General features: G+C 37.4%; 16 protein-coding genes. All 16 read left to right on the top strand.

From position 1 onward, the window contains the following. Window positions 1-2: 2 nt before the first annotated feature. On the top strand, window positions 3-854 hold the full coding sequence (locus SporoP17a_RS07470) for an alpha/beta fold hydrolase (protein WP_167693397.1): 852 nt from the start codon (window positions 3-5) through the stop codon (window positions 852-854). Next, on the top strand, window positions 845-1,540 hold the full coding sequence (locus SporoP17a_RS07465; RefSeq protein WP_083034104.1) for a CoA transferase subunit A: 696 nt from the start codon (window positions 845-847) through the stop codon (window positions 1,538-1,540). Before SporoP17a_RS07470 ends, SporoP17a_RS07465 begins: the two co-directional genes overlap by 10 nt. Further along, complete coding sequence (locus SporoP17a_RS07460; RefSeq protein WP_083034103.1) at window positions 1,530-2,183, top strand: 3-oxoacid CoA-transferase subunit B; 654 nt, start codon at window positions 1,530-1,532, stop codon at window positions 2,181-2,183. The genes SporoP17a_RS07465 and SporoP17a_RS07460 overlap by 11 nt, the downstream gene beginning before the upstream one ends. Then, entirely contained in the window at window positions 2,180-3,385 is a 1,206-nt protein-coding gene (locus tag SporoP17a_RS07455) for a thiolase family protein (RefSeq protein ID WP_083034102.1), read from the top strand. The genes SporoP17a_RS07460 and SporoP17a_RS07455 overlap by 4 nt, the downstream gene beginning before the upstream one ends. A gap of 176 nt (window positions 3,386-3,561) precedes the next feature. Then, a complete protein-coding gene (locus SporoP17a_RS07450) occupies window positions 3,562-5,352 on the top strand; it encodes a XylR N-terminal domain-containing protein (RefSeq protein WP_083034101.1) in 1,791 nt (596 codons plus the stop codon). Between the two features lie 307 nt (window positions 5,353-5,659). Next, complete coding sequence (locus SporoP17a_RS07445; RefSeq protein ID WP_083034100.1) at window positions 5,660-7,204, top strand: 4-hydroxyphenylacetate 3-hydroxylase family protein; 1,545 nt, start codon at window positions 5,660-5,662, stop codon at window positions 7,202-7,204. Window positions 7,205-7,245: 41 nt separating this feature from the next. Continuing rightward, on the top strand, window positions 7,246-8,028 hold the full coding sequence (locus SporoP17a_RS07440; RefSeq protein WP_083034099.1) for a dioxygenase family protein: 783 nt from the start codon (window positions 7,246-7,248) through the stop codon (window positions 8,026-8,028). Between the two features lie 68 nt (window positions 8,029-8,096). Further along, the gene (locus SporoP17a_RS17260) at window positions 8,097-8,372 is read left to right on the top strand and encodes an adenylyltransferase/cytidyltransferase family protein (protein ID WP_335695510.1); all 276 of its coding nucleotides are present in this window, start codon (window positions 8,097-8,099) and stop codon (window positions 8,370-8,372) included. A 12-nt stretch (window positions 8,373-8,384) separates the two neighbouring features. Next, window positions 8,385-8,648 (top strand): nucleotidyl transferase family protein, encoded by a 264-nt coding sequence (locus SporoP17a_RS17255; protein ID WP_335695509.1) that lies wholly within the window; start codon window positions 8,385-8,387, stop codon window positions 8,646-8,648. A 22-nt stretch (window positions 8,649-8,670) separates the two neighbouring features. Continuing rightward, a complete protein-coding gene (locus SporoP17a_RS07430; protein WP_083034098.1) occupies window positions 8,671-9,144 on the top strand; it encodes a flavin reductase family protein in 474 nt (157 codons plus the stop codon). A 338-nt stretch (window positions 9,145-9,482) separates the two neighbouring features. Beyond that, a complete protein-coding gene (locus SporoP17a_RS07425) occupies window positions 9,483-10,268 on the top strand; it encodes a dioxygenase family protein (RefSeq protein WP_083034097.1) in 786 nt (261 codons plus the stop codon). Window positions 10,269-10,688: 420 nt separating this feature from the next. Then, window positions 10,689-11,021 carry a hypothetical protein gene (locus tag SporoP17a_RS07420; RefSeq protein WP_083034096.1) on the top strand — a complete coding sequence of 111 codons (333 nt, stop codon included), beginning with the start codon at window positions 10,689-10,691 and terminating at the stop codon, window positions 11,019-11,021. A gap of 1 nt (window position 11,022) precedes the next feature. Beyond that, entirely contained in the window at window positions 11,023-12,909 is a 1,887-nt protein-coding gene (locus SporoP17a_RS07415; protein WP_167693396.1) for a XylR N-terminal domain-containing protein, read from the top strand. Between the two features lie 18 nt (window positions 12,910-12,927). Next, window positions 12,928-13,413 (top strand): flavin reductase family protein, encoded by a 486-nt coding sequence (locus SporoP17a_RS07410; protein ID WP_083034094.1) that lies wholly within the window; start codon window positions 12,928-12,930, stop codon window positions 13,411-13,413. A 32-nt stretch (window positions 13,414-13,445) separates the two neighbouring features. Continuing rightward, on the top strand, window positions 13,446-14,729 hold the full coding sequence (locus SporoP17a_RS07405) for a Rieske 2Fe-2S domain-containing protein (RefSeq protein WP_083034093.1): 1,284 nt from the start codon (window positions 13,446-13,448) through the stop codon (window positions 14,727-14,729). Continuing rightward, window positions 14,726-15,925 carry a dipeptidase gene (locus tag SporoP17a_RS07400; protein ID WP_083034092.1) on the top strand — a complete coding sequence of 400 codons (1,200 nt, stop codon included), beginning with the start codon at window positions 14,726-14,728 and terminating at the stop codon, window positions 15,923-15,925. The genes SporoP17a_RS07405 and SporoP17a_RS07400 overlap by 4 nt, the downstream gene beginning before the upstream one ends. Window positions 15,926-15,982: the final 57 nt, after the last annotated feature.

Raw genomic sequence — 15,982 nt, 5'->3', positions numbered from 1 at the left:
TGATGTTAAAAGAAGTTGAAATTCATGAAAACATAAAGCTTGCAGTATGTGATAATCCTGAAAAAAAGGAGACCATTATTGCGATTCATGGGCTAACGGGTAATCATAAGACATTTTATCATTATAGACGATTGCTAGAAAAAGATTATCGGTTTATTAGTTATGACTTACGCGGGAGGGGCAATAGTAGTCCCGCTGATGAACAAACTTCTCTGTTTCGACATGCTGAAGATCTAAAAGCATTCATTAAAAAGTATGAAATTGAAAAACCAATTTTAATGGGCTATTCAATGGGGGCTTACATTTGTGCTCAGGTGGCTAGTGAAATAGACGTGGCGGCATTAATTTTACTAGATGGTGCGGGAACTACTGAAGAACGTCAACGCGCATTAATCGTTCCATCGCTTAGCCGATTGGAAAAGGTATATGAATCAGAAGATGACTACGTGGAGCAAACGAAAGCCATTTATGATTCTCTCGATGTTCAGTGGGATAAGGCTGTCGAAGAAATTACACGGTATGAAGTGAAAAAAACCAAAAATGGTTATCGTCATAAATCGGAAGCAACAGCTATGGAAAAAGACTTTACTAGTTTTTATGATTTCCAACCAAGAAAAATTTTCCGAAGGGTTACATGTCCGATTTTGCTTGTCATTGCATATGGCAGGTTGGGACAGAAAGATTCACTATTTACTAAAGAAACATATAACGAAACAATAGAGACAGCGAACAGCTTAACAAGCATTGAAGTGCCGGCAAATCACTACACACTTATGTTCGAACGGCAGCCAGAGGTCGAGATGTCTATACTAGCTTTACTTGAAAATAATAAAGAGGTGAAGAGATGTATTTAGATAAGCAGTTTTCCATTGAAGAGGCCCTGAAAGAGATTAAATCTAACCATACTTTGATGGTTGGTGGATTTGGATTAGTTGGCAGTCCTCTATCCATCATTGAACATTTAACTAGACATGACATCTCTGGATTAACGGTCATTAGTAATAATGTCGGGGAAGCTGGTGAAGGTCTAGGCATTTTGCTGAGACAAGGAAAAATAAAGAAAGCGATTGGATCGTATTTTACAAGCAATCGTGATGTGGCAAAGTATTATAATGAAGGAAAACTTGAGATTGAGCTATTACCACAGGGAACACTATCTGAAGCGATTAGATCAGGAGGAGCAGGTATCGGTGGTTTTTACACGAAAACAGCTGTGGGTACTGATTTAGCAAGAGGAAAAGAAACGAAAGAAATTAATGGCGAAACCTATCTGTTACAGGAAGGGTTGAAAGCAGATGTAGCGATTATTAAAGCATGGAAAGCAGATCGATTAGGTAATTTAGTTTATTACAAAACCGCTCGAAATTTCAACCCTAATATGGCGACTGCGGCAAACTACGTTATTGCAGAAGTCGATGAAGTCGTCGATGTAGGAGAACTGGCTCCAGATGAAATAGCTACACCGCATTTGTTTGTAGATGCGATTGTGAAAAGTGAATGGATATTAACAAAAGATGGAGTGAAGAGTATTGGGAAATAATAGGGAACTAATTGCAAAACGTGCCGCAGACGAACTTGAACCTTATTCATTTGTTAATTTAGGAATCGGAATTCCAACATTAGTTGCCAATTACATTGATGATGGATTGTACACTTTACATACAGAAAACGGACTGTTAGGTGTTACATCTGTCGAGGAAGAAGATATAGATCCGCTTATAGTCAATGCTGGAAAACTTCCTGTTGGTGAAGCGCAAGGAGCTTCGTATTTCAGTAGTGCAGATTCTTTTGCGATGATTCGGGGAGGGCATATTGACGTTGCAATTCTTGGTGCTTTGCAAATTGACTCGAAAGGAAGAATCGCGAACTGGGCAATTCCAGGAAAAGATATTATTGGCGTCGGCGGTGCAATGGACTTACTTGAAGGAGCAAAAAAGATCATTATCACAACGAATCATGTGGCGAATGATGGAAGACCCAAACTTGTAGATGAATGCACTTTCCCAATCACATCCGAACGTGTAGCGGAGACAATTATTACTGATTTAGCGGTATTCAAATGGCAAGGCGAGCATTACGAACTAGTTGAATTAATGGGAGATAGCACAATAGAAGATGTGCAAGCTAATACAACTGCGTTTTATACTATCAGTAATGAATTATTACAGGAGGGGAAGGTATGAAACGTGAAGTAGTTATAGTAGATGCGGTTCGGACGCCTATCGGTAGATATAAAGGACAATTCAAGTCCGTCCGTCCAGATGATTTAGCGGCTATTGTTATTAAAGCATTAGTCGAACGGAATCCTGAAGTTTCCCCTGAGCTTATTGATGATGTGATGATAGGCAATGCTAACGGTGCTGGAGAAGATAATCGAAATGTCGCTAGGATGTCTTTACTACTCGCAGGATTACCTGAAACAGTTAGTGGTACGACTGTGAACCGTCTATGTGGCTCTAGCTTAGATGCTGTAAGTTTAGGCGCTCGCTCTATCCTATCGGGTGAATGTGATGTTATTATTGCTGGCGGGACTGAAAGTATGACAAGGGCTCCTTTTGTCATGGGGAAGCCCGAAACGGATTATCCTCGTGGAGATATCGGTTTAGTAGATACAACGATGGGCTGGCGGTTCAAAAATCCAGAACTAGACCGTATGTATGGTACGGAAACCATGCCGCAAACTGCAGAAAACGTTGCAGTGCAATGCAATATTTCACGACAAGACCAGGATGCTTTCGCTTATCGTAGTCAACAGCTTACAAAGAAAGCGATGGAGTCAGGTCGTTTTAAAGATGAAATCATTCCAGTAACGATTAAGGATCGTAAAGGTGTAGAAACAACAATAGACACGGATGAACATCCACGCGCTGATACAACAATAGAAAAATTAAGCACATTACGCCCATTATTCAATGATGGGACTGTCACAGCAGGAAATGCTAGTGGTATAAATGACGGTGCTTCAGGTGTTATGTTAATGAGTGCAGCATTGGCCAAGGAATTAAATGTAACGCCACTAGTTAAATTCGTAGGCTCAGCTACTGCTGGATTGGCTCCTTCTATGATGGGACTTGGTCCGATTTACTCGACGAAAAAAGTAATGGAAAAATATGATCTATCTGCCTCTGACTTTGATTTGGTGGAGATTAATGAAGCGTTCGCCTCCCAATCGTTGGAATGTGTGAAACAGCTTGACTTAGCCATTGAAAAAGTAAATGTAAATGGTGGTGCAATTGCTTTAGGTCACCCACTTGGTGCTAGTGGAACGCGTATTTTAACTACACTTATTTATGAGATGAAAAAAAGAGAAGCGAAGCTAGGGCTGGCTTCCATGTGTATCGGTGTAGGTCAAGGAATTTCCGTTGTAGTTGAAAATGTCAAATGATTGGTGAAAAATGGTGATGTATTAAAATAATACATCATCATTTTTTCTTAATGATAAAAGAGGGTTTTTTATAGAATCTGTTGAAAGCGATTACAAACGGTGTTTTTCTGTATTAATAAGTAGTGTATAAAATCTTTATGGAAATTAAAAAGTTATGAAGTGAGGGAAATATATTGATGAAAGCTAATAGCTTGCTGTTGCAAAACTTAATTGATATTAATCCGCGTACAGGAATCATTAAACTTCACGACAAAAGAATGGGGTTAATTTCTGTAGAGGCATTGGGAATATTACGTAGTGACTTAATAAATACGCTAGGTAAAGAACGCGCAAAAGGTTTTTTGATGCGCTACGGCTGGGCTTGCGGCAAACGGGCTGCTGAATCTATTAAAGAAAAATATGAATGGGAATCCTTGAAGGAACTAATACTGTCAGGAACAGTCATGCATACATTAGAGGGAATTGTAACTGTAGAGCCTGATATATTAGAAGTTAACGAAGATCATTTATATATTACAGGATATTGGAAAAATTCATTTGAATTTACGAATCACATTGCTGAAAATGAAATAGGAAACGAAGCCATTTGCTGGACATTAATTGGTTATGCGAGTGGTTATTTGACGAGTGCATTTGGTCAAGAAGTAGTCGCGTATGAGAAACATTGTCGGGGCATAGGAGACGCAGAATGTTATTTTGTTGCTGAAACCGTAGCCCATTGTGATGAAGCGTATCTAACAGACTTACGCTATTATCAAAGCGAGTCTATGCAGTCTGTAATAGATGATATGTATTCTGAAATTGAACAACTAAATGAAAATATTATTGAGTCTGAGAAAGTTCAAAATCAGTTGACAGAGTTATTCTTAGAGGATAAAGATATTAACGAAATAACGCATGCGATTGGTAATATACTTAATCGAAGTATTGTAATTGACCATTACAATGAAGTGTACTCTTCGTATTTTGTAAGTAATGAAGAGCAATTAGCATATATGAATTTGAAAGCTAGTGGAGTCATTATAAACCAACGAAATGGTTTATTTTTTGAATCTTTTTTAATAAAAAACAACAAAGTTGTTCTTGGAAATCTAACGGTCATTGGAAAAAAGAAATTGAATCAAAGAGAACAGACGATTATTAAACGTACTTTAATGATTTTTACAATTCAAATGTATCATCAACGTAAAATAACAGAATCACTCTGGAGTAAAAAAGAAGACTTTTTTGATGAAATGATTACTAATGAAATTACAGATGAGAATACTTTAAATAGACAAGCTGCAAGTTTTGGGTTTGATATTAATAGGCCACATCGTATTGTCACGCTTAAAGTCATTCCAAAAGGTATGAAAGATAGAGTGGTACGCGTTTTAATGAATAAATACCCCACACTAGATTTTTTTGTGAAATGTAATTATATCGTTATTATAGCTACCCAAGTTAGAAGTCAAGATGCTGAAGATTTTTGTGTTAGTTTGATAAATGAAATCAAGAAAAATATACCTGATGTTATTGTGCACATTGGTTCTGGACGTTTGGTAGATTCCATTTATCAGTTAAAGGAAAGTTATATCGATGCCAAGCGGATATGTGATTTTGTCCAGTTAACGTATCCTGTAAGTAGTAGACAAGCAACCTACAAGGACCTTGAGGGAATTATGATGTTTTTAAAAGGTACGGATCATGAGGAACTTTTAAAGTTTTATATGAATACAATTGGAACCCTAGTTGAATATGATGAATGTAACTCAGGCAGCCTTCTCATAACATTAAAATCCTATTTGGATAATAACGGTAATCTTCAACAAACAGCTGATGATTTACATCTATCAATCGCAGGTCTACGTTATCGAATTGAAAAGATTGAGTCACTAAGTGATATAGATTTGAAAACAGGATCTGGTCGATTTAATGGACAATTGGCTACAAGAATATACTTTGGATTAAAAGTAATGGGAAATTAAAAAATCTAAGAAGCTGGGACAAAACTCAATAAAATGAAAGAACCGCGTAAACCAAGTTAAAAGAACTTTGGTTTTACGCGGTTTTAATTTTGCTCCTTTTGTTAATTTCAATAGATTTTCTATTTATGTCCTAGCTTCTTTATTATATGCACTTTAATAAACTCGCTGTTTAGAAGGTTAATCTATGCACTCCCGCAAAAACTGCTAGTGGTTAATCATTTGTCACTATTTATTTACAGTTACATACATTTGAAACTAGGTGTAATATTCAAGTTAGTAAGCGGTTACATTAAAAGGAGGAGTATTTATGACAGTAAAACAAGCAGTTAGACTACCGATGACAGGTGAAGAGTACCTTGAAAGTTTAAGAGACAATCGTGAAATTTGGCTACATGGTGAGAAAGTAAAAGATGTGACGACTCATCCAGGTTTTCGAAATAGTGCTCGCTCTATCGCTCGCCTTTATGATGCATTACATGATCCGAAATATAAGGATATATTAACAAGAGAAACTGATACAGGGAATGGTGGGTATACACAACGTTTCTTCGTACCAGACAAAACTCCTGAAGATTTGTTTAAAACGCGTGATGCGATTGCAGAATGGGCTAAAATGTCGTACGGCCAGATGGGACGCTCACCGGATTATAAAGCATCGTTCTTAGCGACATTGGGTGCAAATCCAGAATACTACGGAGAATATGCTGATAATGCTAGAAGGTGGTACAAAGAAGTCCAAGAGAAGAACTGGTTCTTCAACCATGCGATTATTAATCCCCCTGTTGATCGGGATAAGCCGATTGATGAAGTGAAAGATGTCTTTATTCATGCGGTAGGTAAAACGGAAGAAGGGATTTTAGTAAGTGGTGCGAAGATGGTTGCAACAGGGTCTGCGCTTACAAACTATAACTTCGTTGCTCACTACGGTGCATTAGCAATTCCTAGCGAAGAATATGCGCTTGTTTTCATTGCTGATATGAATACACCAGGTATTAAACTAGTCTGTCGAGCATCTTATGAAATGAACGCAGCTGTCACAGGAAGTCCTTTTGACTATCCACTTAGTAGCCGTTTCGATGAAAATGATTCCGTCCTAGTTTTTGAGAACGCTCTCATACCATGGGAGAATGTATTAGTTTACAAAGATATTGAAAAAGCGAATACATTTTTTGCTGAGAGTGGGTTCCTCCACCGTTTAACTTTCCACGGTGTAACAAGATTCGCTGTTAAATTAGACTTCATTTCTGGTCTACTCATTAAGGCGTTACGTGGGAATGGAACGGATTCATTCCGCGGTGTTCAAGCCCAAATCGGTGAAGTCATTGCATATCGTAACATGTTTTGGGCAATGAGTGATGCCATGGCATTGAATCCTGAAAAAGGAGCTAACAATACTGTTTTACCCAATCTAGAATATGGGTTGGCATATCGAGTATTCATGTCTGACGGTTGGTCACATGTGAAAAATATTGTAGAGAAAGTTGTTGCGGGAAGTTTAATTGTACAGCCATCTAGTGCTGCTGATTTCAAGAATACTGAACTGCGTCCGATTATTGATAAATTATACCGTGGATCAAATGGTATAGAGGCTGAAGAGAAAATCAAAGTGATTAAGTTACTTTGGGATGCAATTGGTACTGAATATGGTGGTCGTCACGAGTTGTACGAAAGAAATTATTCTGGTAACAATGAAAATATTCGATTGGAAAACTTAATAACAGCGAAAGCTAGTGGCCGAGCGCAGAAATTTGAAGACTTTGTACAAGAGTGTATGGATGATTACGATTTAGATGGTTGGGTCAATCCAACGTGGGTTAATAACGATGATGTACATGCATATGGAAAAAAGTAAGTCTTTTGAAAACATGAAACGTAAAAAGGGAGGAATTTATAATGGTAAAACAACTATCAAAGAAAAATGAACGTGTAGAAGAGGTATTTAATTTATTCATATCGCATGTACAAAACTTTTTAAAAGAAGCAAACTTAAATCATGAAGAGTATACAAACTTTGTGGATTGGGCAGATCGTTTAGGGCGTGCTGGAGAATTACCACTTTATGCAGACGTATTCTTAGAAAGTCACGTATTAAGAGCGATGTATACAGATAAGCCTGGAACTCAGCCTTCGCTATTAGGACCCTATTTCGTGGAAGGAACGCCTCTCATCGAAGCTAAGCCAGGACAACCGCTTGTATTAACACAACGACCTAATGAAGCTGGAGACGTCATGTACTTTAGTGGAAATGTTAGTAATACAAATGGAGAACCACTTGAGAAAGTTAGAGTAGAAATGTGGCAAAACGATGATTCTGGTAAGTATTCAGCATTTGATTCGGATGCACCAAAGTATAATTTCAGAGGACATTTTTACACGGATGAAAATGGAGATTTTGAAGTTAAAACCATAGTGCCTCTTCCGTATTCAATTCCGACTGATGGACCGACAGGAGAGTTTTTAGACTATACGGATCAACATCCAATGAGACCTGCACACTTACATTTAATGTTTGAAGCAGAAGGTCATGAAACACTAATTACCCAAGTGTTTTTCGAAGGCGATGAATGGTTGGAAACAGATGTAGCAGACGGCGTTCGCTTAGACTTAATGACAAAGCTCGAAGAAAAAGATGGACATAAAGTCTCCTCTCTGGACTTTGTCATGCGCACTATGTAAGTGAAATTCAAGAGCAGAAGGGTTTTATCCTTCTCTCTTTATACAACTGAGAAAGTGAGGCGACTATTATGATTTGTTTTAAAAACAATCAATTAGAATTGAATCAATCTATTGTGACGATTGGTGCATTTGACGGGATTCATAGAGGACATCAAGCTTTAATTAGTCAAGCTAAAGCACAAGCGGATTATTATGATGTACCACTAGTTGTGTACACATTTGATCCCCCACCTAAAGTTTATTTTCAAAATCAATCCATGCTGACTTCACTACCTGAAAAGAAAAAATTTCTTGAAGAGTTAGGTGTCTTCTATACCGTTTTCGCTTCGTTTGATCAGGTATAAGCGTCAAAAAGTGTGCGAGATTTTATCGATGAATTAAGTAAAATAAATCCAAAAGAAATATGGGTTGGTCCTGGCTTTCACTTTGGAAGTGGGAAAAGCGGTTCGATTGAAGATTTAACTAAACATTTTAATGCATTTCAACATCCTGTAGTTACGTGTTCTAAAGGTGAGGTTATTTCGTCAACACGAATCCGTGAGCTTTTCAGACAACAAAAAACAGAACAAGCTTATTATTTATTGGGTAGGAAGCCATACGCTTTAACTAACGCACAATAAAATTATCATAGGGGGTATATAAATGGATGTTAAAGAATTTAGAAACTGCATGGGGAAATTTGCAACTGGCGTAACCGTTGTGACGTGTAAAACAGAAAATGGATCTCATGGCTTAACAGCGAACTCATTTACTTCTGTCTCACTAGATCCGCCTCTTGTATTGGTGTCAGTAGACCGTAAAACAAAAGCATTTGAACATATGAAAAATAACGCGTTTACCGTTAATATTTTAAACTCTTCTCAAGAGGATGTCGCAATGCATTTTGCAGGACGACCGAAAGAAGTTGCCCCTTTTAACTGGATTGAAGGCGAACATGCTCCTCGTCTTGAAGAGTCACTTGCTTATATTGAATGCAAACCGTGGCAAGAATATGATAGCGGCGATCATGTGTTGTTTGTGGGAGAAGTACAGAATTTCGTAAGTAATGAAGGGGATGCCTTAACTTATTTCGCTGGCAAGTTTGGAAAACTATCAAAAGAGCTAATAAAAATTTAACCATAGCTAATTCGAAATTGCTTATGCTGAAGTACGACCTTTCAGTGTAAGCAATTTTTCGTGTGATAAAAGTGAATCAGCTGCAAGTCGAATTAACAAAATCTATAGATAATAAATATTTAGTTACTGTATTCAATGAAAAACTCAACACTAAAGGGTCTGAATAATGGATATAGTTAGACCTATTCGTGTATTGATTTTGTTTTTCAGTTAGAATAAGATGTAATTGTAGATTAAATATTCTAACTTCTCTAAAGGCTTATTACTTGTAATGAATATTTTTGGGAAATAGTCAATTGAAGAAGTTAGACTGAATAATAATTAGGGGGAATTTAATCATGCAAAAAGAAGCGATTAAAAAGAATGAACGTGTAGTGGAGGTTTTTGACTTATTTATAAAGCATATCCAAAGCTTTTTGGAAGAAGCGAAACTAAATCACGAAGAATATACAAATTTCGTGAACTGGGCTGATAGGTTAGGACGTACAGGTGAACTTCCACTTTTTGCAGACGTGTTCCTAGAAACACACCTATTGCGTTCGATGTATACAGAGATGCCTGGAACCCAACCTTCACTTCTAGGGCCATACTTTATTGAAGGATCTCCACTGTTAGAAGCGGTAGCTGGCGAGCCGCTTGTTTTGACACAACGTCCTGATGAAGCAGGAGAAGTCTTGTACTTTAAGGGGAATGTAAGTAGTGTTGACGGTCATGCACTTGGTAATATAAAAGTTGAAATGTGGCAAAATGATGCAGATGCAACTTATTCAGCATTTGACTCAGTAGCCCCTAGATATAACCTAAGAGGTCACTTCTATACAGACGAGAACGGTGATTTTGAAGTAAAGACGATTCTACCAACTCCTTATCCAATTCCAACAAGTGGTCCAACAGGGGAATTTTTAGAGTACACAGATAAACAGCCAATGCGTCCTGCACACCTTCATTTAATGTTTAAAGCGGATGGGCACGAAACGCTTATTACACAAGTCTTCCCAGATGATGATAAATGGCTTGAAAATGACGTAGCAGATGGCGTGCGCTTAGATCTTCTTACAAAGTTTGAGAAAAAAGGCAACCATTACGAAGCTTCTTTGGACTTTGTTATGCGTAAAGAGCAATAGGTCTGTATAGTTGAAGGGGAGGAAAAGAGTATGAAATAGTTTTGATTTTTTCATACTTTAACCTTCTACCAGTATACTTTACGCTGAGAATACTAAGAGGGTCAACTACTTAAATTGAAAACACTATTTAAAAGATAATAGTCGATTATGTTATGAAATTATAAACCAAGCATTGGAAGTTCTGAAATATTATTTGAAAGCGCTGTCATGTAGAGGTGTAGACATACATCAAAGTGCAATTACAACCAAGCTCTGTACACAGCTAAAGATAACGGCAGTGTAGAAAAAAGTATAAGCTTTCAATATACATTATTGACATTTTATGAAAAGAATTCAACGATGGATAAATTTGCATGGGATAAACAGTTTCTTCCCATGCAAACTACCTTTCGCGGTTAGTAAATTAAAGGAGGGTCAAATATGTATGCAATAGAAATGAGTGTATTCCCTTCGCAAGAACAAATGGAAGATCTCTTTCATTTGCCAGATAGGAGGTTTTTTGACTGGTGTGCAAAGAGTTATTCTATTAACCGGGGAATATTTAATGTGATTGATAGTTGGCTCTTCGAATATGGAATGAAAGATATTATTTCACGACGTCGGGCAATGGATAACTATTTACGCTATTTGCTAACACAAGGATTTTACAATGAAAAAAAACTCTTTTTACAATTTGGTAAAAAAGGCGTAAAGGAAAGCCTCTCCAATTTTGCTGAACGACATTTACCTGAACGACTTGATGAGGATGATTGATTTGAAGCTTAAAGCTAGTGAACTTACTCTTAATGATTTACTAACTATCTCGACAAAGCTGGGTGAAGGTCTTCAGGATTTGAACTTTGGATTAACGAGTATGGACGGCTGGGCGGTACTTCGCGCAGACTTAATCAATGCATTGGGAATTCAGAGGGCTAAAAGATTCATATTGAGATATGCTTATCGGTCTGGAATGCATGAAGCGCGTATATTAAAAGAAAAAATTAAGTGGGAAAATGATTTGGAATGGCTGATTGCAGGTTCTAAGATGCATGATTTAACAGGACGATCTCTATCTTATCCTGATAAGTTCAATGTAGACATAGAGAAAGGCCAATTCAATGTTTGTGGATACTGGATTGATTCCTCGGAAGTCAAACAGCATTTAGAACATTTTCCGATGCATGTAGAACCCATTTGTTATTTCTTAATTGGCTATGCAAGTGGTTATACAAGTGAGTGTTTAGGAAAGAGAATTATTTTTAAAGAAGTAAAATGTAAGGGCAAGGGAGATGACCACTGCAGCTACATTGGGAAAACAGTAGAAGAATGGGGAGATGAAATCTCTGAAGAACTTCTATACTACGAAGACGAAGATATGTCAGGTGAACTTGATCAAATGTATCGAAAAGTAGAACGTCAGAAAGAAAGACTCGAAACGGGTTACTCGTTAAGCCGTAATTTAACAAAGGTAATGCTTCAGGGAGGCGGATTCACAGAATTTGCTGAGATTCTCGGAAAGAGTTTACATTGCCCAGTTTTGATCGAAAATATGAATTATGAAGTTCTTGGAAAAAACGGTGATAATCCTGGTATGGAAAAGAATATGTCAGCGAGGAATTTCTGGGATGAGAGTAATGAAAGCATTCCTGAGTTCGTTGAAACGGAACTCAAAGATAAAACATTTAAATTATTGACTACGCCAATCATACTTGAAAATAAGATTTATGGGTTTATTACAATTGCATTAAACAAAAAAAGTGATAATTATCACATAGATTTACTAGAACGGGTAGCAGTTGTGGTTGCTTTGTATATGCAAAACCAACGAGTTGCAATTGAAACAGAACAACGACTCAAAGGGGAACTACTTGAGCAATTATTAAATGGAAAAAGTACAGATGTTGGGGATGTTTTTAATAGGTTTTCTTACCTTGGTTATGATCTTAAACAACCCCATTACATCATTTACATTGAAATAAATGATCGAATGATAAATGAAGAAGATAATTTGAATTATGACTATTTAAGAATTAGGCGGCAGCTAACAAGCTTGTTTCAAAATGAGAATAAGTATACGTCGAATGTGCCTGTCCTAACCAAATTGAATACTGTGCAGACAATTGTTCCACAACAATTTTTGGAAAATGAAAAAGTGACTATACAAGAATTTGGTGAGCGGTTATTAAAAAACATCGATGTCCAAGAAAAACAAATTTGCATTGGCATAAGTGACAAAACAGAAAAGATTACTGATTTTAATAATCGAGCTAAAGAAGCCAAGAAAGCTGTCGAATTAGCAAAATTTCGGTCAAGAGATTCAGGAGTTATTTTATCAAGTGAATTAGGTAATTTAACATTATTTTTAAATGCTAGAGAACCAAAGGAATTGGAATCCTTTGCCACATTGAAATTAAAAGAAATCATTGAATACGATAACAAAAAGAATTCTGAGCTATTAGAAACGCTGTTTTATTACTCACAAAATGAGTTTAATTTGCATAAAACTGCACGTGAAATGTCAATTTCGATTAGTGGAATGCGATACAGAATATTGAGAATAGAGGAATTACTTTCTGTGGAACTCTCAAATTCCAATAGCCGCTTTGAGATTCAAATGGCACTACAAATTTTCCTGTTACTTGGAAAGATAAAGGTTTTTTAAATTAGAGGAGGAATTAATATGGATTCAAGAGAATTTCGAAATACACTTGGGAATTTTGCAACAGGTGTCACAGTAATAACTACAACTACTGATAAAGGTGAAAAAATTGGGCTAACAGCGAATGCATTTTCGTCGGTGTCATTAGATCCACCTTTAGTATTGGTTTGTATTGATAAAAAGTCTAGCAGTTTGCAAACATTAAAAAAAGATATTCCTTTTGCCATTAACATACTACAAAAAGAACAGGAAGAAGAATGCTGGAGATTTGCAAAAAGAGCTGATGACAAATTCGTTGGTGCATCGTATACATTATCGGAAGATAGAGTTCCCTTACTAAATGGCAATCTAGCTACAATTGAGTGTAATGTAGCGGAAGTTATTGAAGGCGGAGATCATTATATTGTGACAGGTTACGTGAAAAATGCTTCCTATGATGCTACAGCTGAGCCATTGCTCTTTTTCCGCGGGAAAATTGAACAGGTTATGCAAGCAGAATTGGCATAAGAGAGAATAGTAAATAGGGAGGGCATAATCATATGTTAACACCAGAAGATAACCAGTTACTAACCCAAACAGATGCAGGAACACCCATGGGTGACGTGTTTCGTAGATATTGGATACCAGCACTTCAAACAGAGGAGTTGGTAAGTGACGGCAAGCCACAACGCGTGAAGTTGCTAGGTGAAGACTTAGTCGCATTTCGTGACACAGAAGGTAAGGTGGGCCTCATAGATGAGCGGTGTCCACACCGTGGCACTTCACTTTACTATGGAATTAACGATGGTTGCGGTCTTAGATGTATGTATCATGGTTGGAAGTTCAATACGGATGGAGAATGTATGGAGATTCCTTCGGAACCGACTGATGGAAAGTTCAGAGAATCGATTCAATTAACGAGTTATCCCACAAAAGAAGTAAGCGGAATTATTTGGACGTACATGGGACCTAAAGAATCGGAACCTGCTTTCCCAGATTTCTATTGGATGGGTCTTCCGCGGGAAAACAATTTGGTAGAACGGGTATGGCAGGAATGTAACTATGCACAAGCGATGGAAAATGATTTAGATTTTGTTCATGCGGCATTTTTGCATAAAGCACATGCAACACAAGAAGTGGAAGACGGAATTTTAAGTAGTGATTTAGGTATCGATCCAAATCATCCACTTGTAAAAAATCCTCCTGTAAAACAATCAGTACAAGACACGAACTATGGGAAGCGATGCATCGCAGTTGGAATTGGAACAGAAGAAGAGAATGCTTTTATGGAGATTCATTACATTTTCCCGTTCTACACATATCCGCCACGCTTTGGTGGAGAAGACGGTATGTGGCATGCCTTTGTTCCGCGGGATGACCATAGTACATGGACGTGGGATGTGCAATTCGCACATGATCGGAAGATTGACGTGGAAGCCCAACATGCCCGCCGTGGTTTGAAATTGGATGAAGATCTTAGAAAAGTAGTCAATTCAGACGTCGAATACAATCAAGACCGGAACTTGCAAAAGACTGGTAATTTCACTGGTATTCGCGGGATTGCCAACCAGGATCATGCAGCTACAGAAACAATGGGGACAATTGTAGACCGTACACGGGAACGATTGGGAACAAGTGACTTACCGATTATTCATATGCGTCGCATATTACTACAACAAGCAAAGGCGTTCCAAGAGGGGCAAGATCCGCTTTCATTGGAAAACAAATCACTAAAAACGTTGTATAGTGAAGGGCTTTATGATGATAATGCGAAAAAGTGGCAGGAAGCATTTCCATTAAAAGAGCAGTTTGAAAAGAAAAAACAGGTAGTAGAACAACAATGAATATAAAGCATTACGAGGGATATACGTCATTTAGCTATCTAAAAGCAAACAAGGACTATAAACGGTATAATTTGGCAACCGAATTAGACCGTACTCCTGCTTATTCTCTTCATCTAACAGTAGAAGAAGAGAATAAGCTAAATGAAATCATGAATGGGAAGCCAATTGTTTCACTAAGAGATCATGGGTTTGTAGTACCTGAAGATTATGAAGATATTTTGCCTTACTGCGGGGAATTACATACCTTTTTCCACTATGAAGGAATTGCGAAATCCGGAATCGATATCATTTTCGAGAATTTTATGGATGGTATTGCAACCATTACTTCAAAAAATGGTTTGAAGTGGGATGATGTTATTTATCTACTAGGTATGAGATATGCAGACATTCAACGTCAAAGTACAGTTTTCATTGCACGGTCCTATAATGATTTAACGAAGGCGAAGCAATTGAAACAAACGGCACTTTTGCCTTCTTTAGAAGCGGCAAGCATCTTAGAGAATGAGTTAGATCGTGTAGATATTCTCTATGGCTTTGGTATTCGATGTATGGGCATCACTTATAACGAGGCAAATACACTTGGTTCAGGACTTATTGAGCAACGTGATGGTGGATTAACGAACTTTGGACGTCGTGTGGTTGAGAGAATGAACACATTAGGTATGATAATTGATATTTCTCATTGCGGTGACCAAACAAGTTTAGATGTAATTGCAGAAAGTCGGGACCCTGTTTTCATGACTCATGCAGGAGCACGTGCATTATGGAATACACCAAGAATGAAACCAGATAATGTGTTACAAGCGTGTGCTGAAAAAGGTGGCATCATCGGGGTTTGTGCTGCGCCAAACACAACGTTAACAAAACGTTCACCTAAACATTCTATACAATCAGTAATGGAACATTTTGAGTATCTTGTCGGTTTAGTCGGGATAAATCATGTTGGTTTTGGCCCAGATACATTCTTTGGAGATCATGTTGCCTTACAACATGCATTTGACGATATATTGGGGATTTCAGCCTCGCATAGCGGAGAAGTATTTAAAGAATCACCTTATGTTGAAGGACTTGAAAATCCGGTAGAAGCTGTAAAGAATATGATTAGTTGGATGATAAAACAGAATTACTCAATTGAAGATATCACTAAAGCTTCTGGTCAGAATGCTATGAGAGTTATGAAGGAAATACTAATTTAAAGTAACGTAAGAACACATCAAATGTGATTAGCAGTATATAATTCTAAACTGATTAAA

The organism is Sporosarcina ureae, from assembly GCF_002082015.1.
GTDB lineage: Bacteria > Bacillota > Bacilli > Bacillales_A > Planococcaceae > Sporosarcina > Sporosarcina ureae_A.
This window is presented reverse-complemented; position numbering and strand designations above follow the sequence as displayed.